9 protein-coding genes and 1 pseudogene are annotated in these 13494 nt (G+C 58.0%); all 10 read left to right on the plus strand.

The annotated features are described in order from the left end of the window. A partial coding sequence (locus tag ACEWE8_RS25480) for a hypothetical protein (protein WP_395589420.1) occupies positions 1–1059 on the plus strand: 1059 nt, incomplete at its 5' end. Between the two features lie 9 nt (positions 1060–1068). Next, the gene (locus tag ACEWE8_RS25485; protein WP_395589421.1) at positions 1069–4413 is read left to right on the plus strand and encodes an ImcF-related family protein; all 3345 of its coding nucleotides are present in this window, start codon (positions 1069–1071) and stop codon (positions 4411–4413) included. Continuing rightward, positions 4410–5996 (plus strand): type VI secretion system protein TssA, encoded by a 1587-nt coding sequence (gene tssA / locus ACEWE8_RS25490; protein ID WP_046785697.1) that lies wholly within the window; start codon positions 4410–4412, stop codon positions 5994–5996. The genes ACEWE8_RS25485 and tssA overlap by 4 nt, the downstream gene beginning before the upstream one ends. Before the next feature lie 23 nt (positions 5997–6019). After that, a complete protein-coding gene (gene tssF, locus ACEWE8_RS25495; RefSeq protein WP_080952095.1) occupies positions 6020–7789 on the plus strand; it encodes a type VI secretion system baseplate subunit TssF in 1770 nt (589 codons plus the stop codon). Beyond that, positions 7753–8850 carry a type VI secretion system baseplate subunit TssG gene (gene tssG / locus ACEWE8_RS25500; RefSeq protein WP_046785698.1) on the plus strand — a complete coding sequence of 366 codons (1098 nt, stop codon included), beginning with the start codon at positions 7753–7755 and terminating at the stop codon, positions 8848–8850. The genes tssF and tssG overlap by 37 nt, the downstream gene beginning before the upstream one ends. Then, positions 8831–9367 carry a type VI secretion system lipoprotein TssJ gene (tssJ, locus tag ACEWE8_RS25505; protein ID WP_046785699.1) on the plus strand — a complete coding sequence of 179 codons (537 nt, stop codon included), beginning with the start codon at positions 8831–8833 and terminating at the stop codon, positions 9365–9367. Before tssG ends, tssJ begins: the two co-directional genes overlap by 20 nt. 4 nt (positions 9368–9371) lie before the next feature. Then, entirely contained in the window at positions 9372–9809 is a 438-nt protein-coding gene (gene tssE / locus ACEWE8_RS25510; RefSeq protein WP_046785700.1) for a type VI secretion system baseplate subunit TssE, read from the plus strand. A 20-nt stretch (positions 9810–9829) separates the two neighbouring features. Then, positions 9830–10996, plus strand: a complete 1167-nt coding sequence (locus ACEWE8_RS25515) for an OmpA family protein (protein ID WP_395589422.1) — start codon at positions 9830–9832, stop codon at positions 10994–10996. Positions 10997–11739: 743 nt separating this feature from the next. Further along, positions 11740–13077 (plus strand): DUF2599 domain-containing protein, encoded by a 1338-nt coding sequence (locus ACEWE8_RS25520; protein WP_046785701.1) that lies wholly within the window; start codon positions 11740–11742, stop codon positions 13075–13077. Between the two features lie 37 nt (positions 13078–13114). Beyond that, a pseudogene (locus tag ACEWE8_RS25525) lies at positions 13115–13494 on the plus strand (hypothetical protein); the annotation flags it as partial.

A 13494-nucleotide genomic window follows, 5' to 3' on the forward strand; every position in this document is an offset into this window, starting at 1 on the left:
GGTGTGTCACTCCTCGGATGGTGCCTGATATGTGGTCTGCGGGTGCTGTACCACTTGGCACGACAGCACAATGCCGATGGTTGGGACGCCGCTCGTGCAGCTGATCTTGAATCCACGCTCAGCCAGGGGCGACGTCATCAGCACGTATTGGCAATCAGTGTGTACACGGCCTTATACACGGAACCAGCGGATTCACTGGGACAGGTGGATGCTATTTTAAAAGGGACTAATGCCCTCAAGGCGCAACCGTCTAGATCTGCTGGGGGAACGGTGCGTCATTCCCGTTTGCCGGGCGATGTGAGCGAGAATCCCGAACGTGCGCTTCTGAGGATCCTGAAGAAGCTACTCAGCGACGTTGCGGTTCAGCTCGCGGAACTAGCTAATGAAGTCGAGCTTGCGTTGTCGCTGGAGATCGATAGTCCGCTGCGCGAAGACAGACTGGGTGAGGTCTGGCAGACGGCGTTAGCAGAGTCGGGTATTCGGCAAACCGTTACGCCTATTACCTGGAGGGGGCTGGAGGCGATTGATCAGTGGCTGGACCAACGCAGCGACGATCAAGCTCTGCTCTTGGTTGTCTCAGTGGTGGTAGCACCAGATGCCCCTCAAGGCACCGCCGAAACAGCGGTGGGGCTGTTGTTAGGCAACCCCGGGAGTCAACGTGCGTTACTCCCAGTGGCCAATCTGCATAGGCCGGAACAAGCTCATGGCGAGTCGGCTGGGGCATTGATCCGCGCAACTCAACTGGCACTGTCCTGGGCGTCTTTGCCAGCAAGTGGTGTCGAGCATATTTGGCGATCAGGTATCGGACAGAAGTACCACGCGTCAGTAACGACCCTGATGAGTGAGATTGAGTTGCCGCTGCGTGCTGATCGGAAAGTTCACGACTTGGACGCTTTACTTGGACATCCGGGAGCGGCAGCCCCGTGGGTGGCCGTCGCCCTGGCTGCGCAGACGGTTCAACGTGGTTGCGTACCACAACTAATTTTGAGTGGCGTGCGCTGCGCTGACGCGCTGCTGTGGGGAGCGGTACTGACACCCGTTCCGCCACCTATGACGTAGGGTTTTCATATGCAATTCAAGCGGGCGCGGTTACTGATTGTTGTGCTTTTCTTTGCACTACTGATTCTTGTGCTGGCGGGAGTGGCACTTTGGCTTTATCCCTCAGGTTTGAACTTCGCGTTCGGTAGCGTTCAAGGGTGGGATCTGTCAGTAGTATTGCCTGGGATCGCTTTTCTGATTGTGCTGGTTACTGTTGGGGGCTTGGTGCTTGCCCGTCGCTTCGGTGCTTCCAGTTACCGCCATCTCACCGAGGGCAGTGCTCAGCCAGTAGCAGAGATCCGATCCAAAGCCTTGCATGCATTCTACGGCGCGGCTGCAGACAGCCGTCCCTTGAGTCGAATGTATCTTCGCCAACAGTACGGTTGGTTTTGGTCGAGAAGAGTACAGGTGCTGCTGGTGGTCGGCGAGCCTGCCCAAGTCAATGCCATTGTCCCTGGTCTGATTGAACGACAGTGGCTGTCGGGACGGGCAGTTGTGCTTCTTTATGGTGGCAGTCTCCTTTCTAAACCAGACACAACGCTGCTCGACAAATGGCAACAGCAGTTTCGCTGGCGCGGCATTGATGGTGTCGTTTGGGCGCTAAGCGAACGCCAGCTCGACGATGCTGCTTCCATGAGTGCAAGCATTCATCATCTGCAGGAGATGAGCCGTTATCTAGGCAGGCAATTGCCTGTGCATGTTTGGCAAATCTGTGAAAGCCACTGGGACGAGTCGGAGCGTGGCATTGAGGCGGTCGGTGGCTTGCTTCCTACCCGACGATCCGTAGCTCACTTGAAGGAGCATTTAGGCGCCCTGCAGCGCTCTCTGCGCGAACAAGGTTTGGCGCAGATGCAGGTCCAGATAGCGCACGACTTTCTTCTGCGGCTTGCGCGTGACCTGCAGGTTGACGGTGCTGCACGATGGTATCGCCTGATTGAGTCTCTCTCAGGAAGGGGCTCCCGAGGCATCCAGGTCCGTGGCGTGTGGTTCAGCTTGCCAGCTCATAGGTCTGGATCTGTGCCGGCAATCGAACACCACTGGCCCGAAGACCCAGCATGGTCCGGGATCCTCAACGATCGCTCCGCCCGAGCCCGCCGACTGGGTTGGCACCCAGCCAGAGTCGCCTACGTTTCTGCGCTGGGCCTGGCTTCCATCTGGGGCATCGGCTTGGTGTTGTCCTTTGCCAGCAACCGTGCCGAGGTCGGTCAGATCGCGGCGGCCTACAGCGCGTTGCAGCAGCCTGTAGCAGGCACCGACACTAAACAGGCACTGGGCGAGATGGTGCGTGAACTCTCCCGCCTGGACTACCGATCAGAACACGGCGCACCGTGGTACCAGCGCTTTGGCCTGAACCGGTCGCAGGACCTGCGTGAAGCGGTGTGGCCGCTCTATACGCAGGCCAATAACCAACTGCTCCGTGACCCCGCCGTCTCTGAACTGGAAAAACGGCTCAAGGCGTTGGTCAACTTACCTCCGGCGAGTCCCCAGCGCGCCAAGCGGGCCCAGCTGACGTACAACTGCCTCAAAGCCTATCTGATGCTGGCGCGCCCGGAAAAAGCCGATGCGGCTTTCTTGGCCGAGACCTTGGGCGCTGCCGAACCGGCACTGTGGACGTTCTACGGCCAGCATCTGCCCGATCACCCGGATTGGGCGATCAAGGCCGACCTCAGGTTGATCGCCCAAACGCGTCATGTGCTGCTGCGCGAACTGGGCCAGCGAAACGCTGAAAGCAGCCTGTACCAGCAGGTCCTCGACACCGCGGCGAACCACTACCCGGCGTTGGGTTTGCAGCAGATGGTCGGCGACACCGATGCAAGCGCCCTGTTCACCAGTGCAGAACAGGTCCCCGGTGTATTTACCCGCCAAGCGTGGGAAGGGCAGGTTCGTGCAGCCATTGAAGAGGCGGCGCAGGCGCGCCGCGAAGAGATCGACTGGGTACTCAGCGACCACCCCAACGACATTGCCAAGGCGCTGAGCCCCGAGCAACTGAGGGAGCGCTTGACTACCCGCTACTTCCAGGATTACAGCAGTGCCTGGCTGGGCTTCCTCAACAGCCTGCGCTGGCAGCAGAGCCATGGCCTGAGCGATGTGATTGCACAGTTGACGCTGATGAGCGATGTGCGTCAGTCGCCATTTATCGCCCTGATGAACACGTTGAGTTACCAGGGCCAGGCAGGCGTTCGTGGCCAGGCCTTGGCCGATTCCCTGATTGAATCCGCACAGAAGTTGGTGGGGCAAAAAGCAGCGCCGATAGTCGATCAACTTCCCCAAACACCAAACGGCCCGCTCGACAGCACCTTTGGCCCCTTGATGGCGTTGCTGGGAAAGGAGGCGGAAGGGCGATCGGGCGATGACCGTTTGAGCCTGCAAACCTTCCTCACGCGGGTCACCGGCGTGCGCTTGAAGCTGCAGCAGGTGGTCAATGCGCCCGATCCTGAAGCAATGATCCAGGCCTTGGCGCAGACGGTATTCCAAGGTAAAAGCGTGGACCTGACCGATACCCAGGCCTATGGCAACCTGATCGCCGCCAGCCTGGGCGCCGACTGGGGCGCGGCTGCCAATACGCTCTTCGTGCAGCCGCTGGATCAGGCCTGGCAACAGATTCTGCAGCCGTCGTCGGCAGGCCTCAACAGGGCGTGGCAGCGCTCGATCGTCGATCAGTGGCAGGGTGCTTTCAGCGGCCGGTATCCCTTCGCGGCCACCAGCAGTGGCGCCTCGTTGCCCATGCTGGGGCAGATGATCCGCGCCGACTCCGGGCGGATCGAACAGTTTCTGGCCCAGCAGCTCACGGGGCTTCTACGAAAAGAAGGTAGCCGCTGGGTGGCAGACCCGCGGCAAAGCCAGGGGCTGCGTTTCAACCCGGACTTTCTGACAGCGATCAATCAGCTCAGTCGTCTGGCCGATGTGCTCTACACCGATGGCGGTATGGGCTTGAGCTTCGAGCTGCAAGGCAAACCTGTGCGTGATGTGGTGCAGACCACGTTCGTGCTCAATGGTGAAAAGCACCATTACTTCAACCAGCGAGAAAGCTGGCAACGCTTTCGCTGGCCCGGGCAGGGTGACCATCCCGGCATCAGCCTGACGTGGAGCAGTGTCTACACCGGCGAACGTCTCTTTGCGGACTACCAGGGCACCTGGGGACTGATTCGTCTGCTGGAGCAGGCCAATGTCACGGCGTTGGACGACGGCGATAGCCGCTTCCGGGTCGTGTTGGATGCGCCAGATGGTTTGCGCCTCACTTGGCACTTGCGCACCGAGTTGGGGGAAGGCCCGCTTGCGCTGCTCAAATTGCGAGGGTTCAGCTTGCCGCGAGAGATCTTTCTGGTCGATGGCCGTGACACGCCGCAGTACGCGCAGAATGGGGGCATCGAATGAGTCTGAAAAGCCTGATCGAAAGCTGTTTACCCGGTTGCGAGCCACTGGCCGTGGCGCGCGAGCACAGCGAGTGCTGGAAAACCTGGTTGACCCCCATCCGTGATGACGCGCCCGTAGGCGAGGATCCGGTTTATGACGACGACTTCCAGCGTATGCGCGAGGAGGTCAACAAGCTTTCCGGGGCGGATGTGGAGCTGGTGGCGCAGCTGGGGCAGAAGCTGCTCCAGCACTCGTGTAAAGACCTTCGCGTTGCCACTTACTACCTCTGGGCACGCTTGCACCGGGACGGAGAGGCAGGCTTGGCGGATGGCTTGAACTTGTTGGCAGCGTTAATGGATCGTTATGCCGACGGCATCCTGCCTGTGCGTGGCAACAGCCGCAAGATGGCCTTGGAGTGGCTTGCCGGCAGCAGGGTCCTGGCAAGCCTGTCGCTGTACCCACAGGTGGTCAAAGCTGAAACCGAGCGAACGGTGGCTGCTTTGGTATGGTTGGAGCACGGCTTCAGCCATTGGCCTGAAGACCAACGGCCAGGACTGGACGCGTTGTACGGTGCCCTCACTGCCCGACTCGCTGTGTCGGGAGGTGTCGATGCAATCGTCCCTCAGACTGGCAGTGATTCACCCGTAGACAGTAGGGCGGCAGGCCCGAGCCCAACACCCATAAAGTCGGGCCGAGATCTGCTGGACAGTGGTCGAGGGCTAGCCAGCTATTTACGTGATCAACCCGAAGGGTGGTTGGCAGCGCATAGGCTGATGAAGAGCTTGCGTTGGGACACCGTGCATCAGATACCGCCGCAAAATGCCCAGGGGATTACCCGCCTGGCGCCGCCTCGCGGCGAGTATCGCGCTCAGCTCAAGCGCTTGCACTTGCAGCAAAGCTGGAACGAGCTGATTGATCAGGTTGAGCAAATGTATGCCGAAGGCGTCAACCACTTCTGGTTGGATCTGCAATGGTATCTCCATCAGGCCTTGAGCAAATCCGCTGAGCCCTACAAAAGCTGGGCGGATATCGTCAAACACGATCTGGCCATGCTGCTGCACCGTCTGCCGGGCGTGGAGCTGCTGTGTTGGAGCGATGGCTCGCCATTCGCTGATGAAGCCACGCGTGAGTGGATCAACCAACAGGTCAGCGGTAACCGCCCAGAACAATGGCTGCCCGCAGCGGCCCCCGCATTGTCGGCGGCCGCATGCGAAATACTCGCCTTGGAACCCGAGGCACTGGCGCAAGCGGATGCTGATGGTGTCGAGCAGGCGCTGGCTTGGCTGGCGAGTCGGCCCGATGTGCAGACCGGGCGACAGCGTTGGTTACTGCGTTTGCTGATGGCGCGAGTGGCCGAGCAGTGTGGCAAGGCCGAACTGGCCATTCATTTGTTCACTGAGCTGGACGCTGCCGCGCAACGCCACACATTTGCCGACTGGGAGCCCGACCTGCTCTTCGAGGTCAAGGCGCGTTTACTCAAGCTGCTGCGTTTGAAGGGCCAGCGCAACGACGCAGACCGGCCTGCGCTGGCGCGGCAAATGGAACACCAGTTGGCAGCACTCGTATCCATTGACCCGGTACGCGCTGCAATCCTGTGCAGTTAATTCACTTTGATCAGGAATCTGTTTTGACTACGGACAACCTAACCCTGCGTTACTTCGACGCTGAAATGCGCTACTTGCGGGAAGCAGGTAAGGAGTTTGCCCAAGCTTTCCCGGATCGGGCGGCGCAGCTCAACCTGGATAAACCCGGCGCTGAAGATCCCTATGTGGAGCGCTTGTTCGAAGGCTTTGCGTTCTTGATGGGGCGTCTGCGTGAGAAATTGGACGATGACCTGCCTGAGCTGACGGAGGGGCTGGTCAGCCTGCTGTGGCCGCATTACCTGCGTACCATCCCATCGCTGGCCATCGTCGAGCTTATGCCAGATGTCAATCAGATGAAGGGCAGCGAGGAGGTCGCAAGAGGTTTTCAGGTGCTGTCACAGCCGGTGGGGCAGCACCGTACCCGCTGCCGCTACTCCACCACGCAGGATTTGACGCTACGGCCGCTCAATCTGGAAACCGTGCGACTTGACCATGAGCCCGATGGACGTGCAGTTCTACGCCTACGCTTCGCGCGTGGAGCACTGGCCGACTGGGATCAACTCGATCTTGCGCACATTCCCTTGTATCTGAATGCCGACGCGGCGCTTGCCAGTGTGTTGCACCAGGCGCTGACATTGAACGTGCAGGCGCTGCATGTGCGCTTGCCAGGCGCGGCGCAGCGCAAGGCATTTGCGGGGCAATTCAAGCCAAAGGGGTTTGCGGACGATGATCGCCTTTGGCCTAAAGGCGACAGCGCCTTCAGCGGTTATCAGTTGTTGCTGGAGTACTTTACGTTCCGCGAGAAGTTCATGTTCGTGACGCTCTGCGGCCTGGAATCGCTCGTGCTGCCTGCGCACGCGCCGTGGTTCGAGCTTGAAGTAGTACTCAGTGAGCCCTGGTCGCATACGTTTACGCCGACGCAAGAGCACATTCGTTTGCACGCGGTCCCCGTGATCAACTTATTTGCACTAGAGGCCGATCCACTCATCTTGGACCCGTTGCAGAATGAATACTTGCTTCGCCCAATGCGCTTGCAGGACGGTCATACAGAGATCTACTCGGTAGACAAGGTTTCTGGAGCGAAAGACAGCGTTCGTCAGGATTACGTGCCGTTCAGCAGCTTTCGTCACAAAGGGGGGATGCTTCGCGATGAGGCCCCCGAGCGCTATTTTCATACCCGCCTGAGACGCGGCGCCAATGGTCTTCATGACACTTGGCTGATTCTTGGCGGGGAGGGCTTTGACAAGGATGTGTTGCTCAATCGCAAAAGCCTGTCGTTGCGCCTGACCGGTACCAATGGCCAGCTGCCGCGAAAAGCATTGCGCAGTACGTTGCTCGACGCTGCGGCGCAGTCCACACAGGCAGGCTTGCGAGTCCGCAACCTGACCGCGCCGACCCTACCGTGCTACCCGCCGAATCGCGATCGTTTTCACTGGCGCGTGCTCAGTCATCTGGGGTCGAATTTTCTACCGATGCTCAACAGTGCAGAAGTACTGCGTGGCACGTTGGCCTTGTACGAGTGGACGGGTAACGAAACGAACCGCCGCCGTTTGGAGGCCATTGTTGACGTCAAGCATCACTTGATTCAGCGATTTGAAAAAGGCTTCTTGCTGCGAGGTGTGGATATCGAAGTGACGGTCGATAGCAATGGCTTTTCAGGCGAGGGGGATATCTGCCTGTTCGGTGAAATGCTCAGCCGGTTCTTCGCTCTGTATGCGGACATTCATTTGTGCACTCAACTGACGATGATTTTGCAGCCGACGGGGAGGTGCCTGCGATGGAACGAACATCACAGTCAGCGTATTCCCGGTTGAAGGCCGAGGGCATTGTGCATGTGTTGGCTGAACAGGTATCGACGGCTAACGTCTACCGCTTCTGCCAGGTGCTGGAGCAGGTGTTGGCTGAACAACCACCGCTGGGCAGCACTGCACATCCCGGCGATGACCTAATCAGGTTCCGGCCAGATCCTGGAATGGGATTTCCAGCAGGCGAGTTGAAAGCCATTGAAATCGACGAGTCTGCTCCACACCGACCGCTGACAGTGCGAACCCGGCTGCTGGGTTTGTATGGCGTCGACTCTCCTTTGCCCACGGCCTATCTGGACGATATCGCCCTGCGACGCGAAGGCCATGAGGCGCTGGAGCACTTCCTCGATATATTCAACCATCGAATATTCACCCAGTTCTATCGGATCTGGCGCAAGTACTCCTACCCGGCAACGTTCGAACCAGGCGGGCGCGATGCCACTTCACAGTGTTTATTGGGCTTGATCGGGTTGGGCATTCCCGGTACGGCAGAGCGTATCGCCACACCGATGTCACGTTTTCTGGCCCTGCTTAGCGTCATGCGTCTACCCACGCGCAACGTGGAGGGGATTGGTGCGTTGGTGAAGTTGCTGGCGCCACACACGGATACGCACGTGACCGGGCATTGGCCGCAGAGCGTTGTGCTTGAGCAGCCCGCCAGCCTTGCACCAGATCGTCCGGTGACTTTGGGCCAGGGCATGCCGTTGGGCGCTGTCGGGCACGACGCGAACAGCCAGCTGCGCCTGCGGCTGTATACCGAGGACCAGGATGAAGCGCGTGAGTGGCTTCCTGGTGGCCGGCTGATAGCCGATTTGCGGGTGTTGCTTGAGGTGTATCTGGGGTGGCGTTGCACAGCGCTGCTACAGCTCTCAATTCCACGCGAGATGGTGCCGGCTCCTGTACTAGGACGCACTCGGTCGATGCTTGGCATGACCGCTGTGTTGAAGCGGGCGCAGAGCGTACTCCCATCGGCTCAAGACGACACGATCACGATCAACCTGGGCCGATATCAAGGCCTGCATTTGAACCCTCGCAGGAAGGAGGTACAACATGTTGCGTACCGTTTTTAAATGCTTCACGGCACCAACTTTGATTGCTGTTTTGAGTGGGTGCGGCCTTGCACAAACGGTGGCAGACGGCACCGCGTCCACTGCCCAGGCGATCTTCTACAAGCAAGTCAAAACGCTGCATCTAGATCTCAATGGCCGGGTAGCGATAAATACCGATGGCGCAGAGATGAGCGGATTGTCGGTGCCAGTGCTGGTTCGGGTCTACCAGTTGAAGGGCAGCAAGGCGTTGGAGAACGCTACCTATGACGATCTTGTAGGCCAAGGTGAGCGAGTGCTGCGCGATGATCTGCTCGATGAGCGCGTTGTCGTGGTCAAGCCTGGTGAGGCGGCGCAACTGAGTGCACCACTGCTAGGCGAAGCTAAATACGTTGCCGTGGTTGCTCTGTTCCGAAGTCCAGACGTTTTTGAAAATACGTGGCGCATCGTCTTGCACCGTGACGACCTCGAACCGGATCAGGCCAGAGTGCTGGAATTGGGCGATAACCGACTGACGCTTCAACATCGTGCGGAGGGCTGAATGCATGCCTGAGACCAGTCCTTCTCTTTACGAAATCCTGTTGCAGAACTTTTGCGGTGAGCTAGCGCTGGACCAGGTGAATGAAGATGACCAGCTGACCCTCTCGGTGCTGGACAACATTCAGCGCATTCTCAACAGCCGTGCAGGCTCACTCTCGCATCTGCCTGACTATGGCTTGCCGGATATGGGCACGGTGCTGCAAGGGCTACCGGCTTCAGCCCATGGTTTGATGAACGACATCGCCCGAACGTTGCGCCGCTATGAGCCTCGCCTGGCGCAGGTGAGCATTCAGCTATTACCTCAGTCTCGTCCTGGCCATCTTGAATACGCCCTTGATGTGTTCATCAAGGGCGGCAGCAGGGCGTCCTTTGGAACCACGCTTGGCGCTGACGGCAGGGTTGTAGTGCGTCACCTCAAGCAGGAAGGCTACCTTTGCGTGTAATAGAGCCAACAGGGGGCCAGATGACGGCGCTTTTTGAGATGCGTGTTCGCCTGGGAGGGGATCCGGGCAACTTCGATGAGTTCAAGGTGTTGCACGGTGAGCTGGCCAAGCTCACCCATCCCGCCTGCCCAGATGTGGACTGGGCAAAAGTTGAGGGGTTGTCTTTGCGACTCTTCGAGCTGAATGGGGTTGAGCTGCAAACGGCGGTGGCGTTCGTATTGGCGCGTAGCTACCGCACCGGAGTGGCGGGCTTGACCGAGGGTGTGGCGCTGCTCTTTACGCTGAGCAATGAGTGGCCGAGCTTGTGGCCAGTGCAGGCGTCAGCCCGCATCGATCTCATTGCATGGTTGTTTACTCAGTTGCATCCATTGGTTCGCATGGTGGAGTGGGGCACTTCAAACACGGCCGTGCTGAGCGATCTGATTGCCGAGCTGAGCCGGCTGGAGCACCGCTTGGAACGCCATGGTCATGCTCCATTGGTATCGCTGCAGGTCTTCAGAAACCAGTTAGTCAGCCTTCTGCAACGCATGTCGGGAAGTAGGGCAACTGCGATGCCGCTTTCTCTGCAGTCCTGGGCAACAATTGCTGAGCCATCCATCTCGCCTCAAATTGCTGCTGTCGCTTCTGCGCCTTCGACTTATACATTCGTTGTCGAGCCTGCGGCGCAGAAGCGTGCCGTATTACCGTGGTTGCTGACATTGATGGTCACAATTGCATTCATGGGGTGGTTGGGCTGGCAAGAGTGGGCAGCCAGGCAAGCCGAAGAACCCCCTGTGCCCGATCCAATCCATCTCGACAGCCTGAACCTGTTCGATCCTGGCAGTGCCGAACTCAAACCCGGTTCAACCAAACTGTTGATCAATGCTCTCGTTGGCATTAAAGCCCAACCAGGCTGGCTGGTCGTTATTTCCGGGCATGCGGATGCGCGAGGGGATGCAGCCAAGAATCTCGATCTTTCTCGTGCCCGCGCTTCCGCTGTTCGCGACTGGATGCAGCGTATGGGCGATATCCCGGACAGTTGCTTTGCTGTCCAAGGTGTTGCCGCCAGTCAACCGGTCAGCAGCAACGACACCCTGAATGGTCGCGCAGAAAATCGTCGGGTGGATATTCGATTGGTACCTCAGGGAGATGCATGTGGCGAGCTGGAGGCCGTAGGGCGTTCGTTTCGGGGAAGAGAGGCTGCGTGATGGCGTACCTGCAAGGCGATGTGATGCTGAACTGCGCCAATGTGCGCATGCTGACATCGCTGCCTCGAGTCTGCTGAACAAGAAGCGTAAGGCTAAGGGCAAGCCGCTGGTCTTCAACAACTACGTACTTAGGTTCAGGCGCCTCGAAGCGGTTCGCACGCTGCGGGAGATCTTCACGCTTCTCCTGAGGGCATCCGCGTCGCGGGGGGAGGCAGCTGTACGTGGGTTGACAGACCGGCGGTAAAATCACGAAAAACTCCGGCGCACGCAAGCGTGCCCACACGCGCAGCCACCATAAAACGGAGACTGTCTGCATGATCTACCGTCACCGCCTGTCAAAGCTGTATCGTCGATGAGCAACGACATGCCGAGACTCGAGCGCAGCTAAAGTGACCGCATCTGTTTTTTATTGGATCAGCCCAGACGCCTGTTCGCAGGCAGACGCATGACTATGTCCATCACGACACACTCACGCTGTTCGCCGCCATGGATTATCTGCAAGGTCGACTGATCAGCAGCATCCATTAGCGCGTCTAGCGCGCTGCACAACGCTCAGCTATGCCGGTATGTCTGGAGCGCCAAAGGTGAAGATACCTTGGTCAAGATCCTGCGTCCCCAAGAGGCCGTGAAAGTTTAAATAGAGAAGTATTTTGCATCGAGGACAGAACACTGGAAGTTAACGAAAACTAGCATTTTTACCAGTTGTTACGACCACAGTGTACCCCCTAGCATCGGGATCAAGGATGAATTACCGAGAGGATGCCACTGTGAGAAACATAAAAGCCGGAATTACCTCGGCACTTTTCGTTCCGCTAATATTGGTTGGCACTGTTGCAGATGCTGCAACGTGCGAAGGCGTCGTTAAGGAGATCACCAGGTGGTATTCAGATACGAGAGCAGCATGCGGTATAGATCCAGCAGTTGACTGCAGCGGCGTTATGATGAGGGCAACCCACCGTTGGGATGAGAAGACGGGCAACCCTGAAAAAATCCCTGCCGACACGGACCCATTTAAATACTATGTCTGGAATCCTAGCCCTGCCTCCATCAACTCAGGCGGTGTTTCGGTTTCATGGATGCGTGCTGATCGTATCGCTTACAAGGATCCGGGGCTCGCATCTGCTAACGGAATTATCTTCACGCCTCGTCAGCTTGTACAGGACCGAGAGAAAAAATTAAACGTATTCTGTGCATTCCCAATTGATGCCTGGACAGACTTCCGGGCCAACCGTGGCTGCGCCGATAGTTCGCTCACCACTGAGACAGAGGCAAGTTGTCAAGCATTGGGGGTTACCGATGCTGCGGGCTGGTCCAGGCACTACTATGCACTTGCCGCCAATAGCAATAGTGATCGGCACAAAAAGCAGTGTGGCTTTGACATGAGCCGAAACTTGACACGTGAACAACGTACCGAAGCGTTCAAGGACTTCATTGCAGCGCGACAGGCCATTGCCAGCACCTCCGATGCACAAGCGACGCAGACAGAACTGCGCGTTGTGGCTTGGGAAAAGGACAAGGCACCGGTGGCAGCTTTTTTCTACAGCCTGGCAACAGGAAAAAAAGCAGCGATGAAAAATCAGTTCGATTACTACCAGCAAACCGGTGCATGGGTACCAGTAATCAAGCTGGGTTTCCCACAGGACGTAAACAGTAGGGCGAGTTTCTCCTGCGAAGCGGATGCACAACATCGAGACCTGCCTCGACCCATCGACAAAACTTCAGCCAATAGTTATATCGAGAAGGCGACATGGATTCAGCGCGATGGTGACCCGCATTTGGGCAACGGGGTCTGGAGCCTGTCGGTTACCCCTACGACACACGCGCGCAATGTAGGGCCGGATGAGACCGAAGCTATGTATGCAGAGCTGCTGAGAAAATACGGGGATGATCCTCGCTGGAGCGGCGACAAGTATGGTGGTGGTATGCGCAGGCAATTGGTCTGTCACTTGACTGGGTACTACAACGGCAAGCCAATACGCAATAAGCCCACATTCAACCTGGAACCGGTAAGGCCAGATGCAACCCATCAACAGTCGTTGGCGGAAGGGTGTAATGTCTGGCCGGCCGCTCCTTACCTTTAGTAGCGAATATTTCGCTACCTCCTTCAAGGGTTGGAATATGAAACCTGTATTGCTGCGAATTTACGGCATGGTCTTGCTATGCATGTTCAATCTTGGCGCCTGGGCCATGACGGGGCCTGAAACCGCTGATGCGCTCAATTTACGGTTGGCCGATACCCCTGAAAAATGCGCGGCCAATCAACCCGACTATGCCTGTAGCGGCGTACTGGCGAGGCCTCTGGCGCAGAGCCATCCGCGAAATTTTTGGGAGCACGACACGGCAGCGAGCCAGCGCGGCAGCGAACGTTTCGTTTACCTGCGCAGTGATATCACGGCGGCGCCACTTGCAGAGAAAACCGGCTATATCCTGATGAACCGTTTCGAGGCTATGGCACAAGACAAGCTTTATGATGTGAGTGTAAGGCCGCAGCCGGAAAC

Source organism: Pseudomonas sp. TR47, assembly GCF_044143025.1.
In the GTDB taxonomy this organism is placed as follows: Bacteria; Pseudomonadota; Gammaproteobacteria; order Pseudomonadales; family Pseudomonadaceae; genus Aquipseudomonas; species Aquipseudomonas putida_E.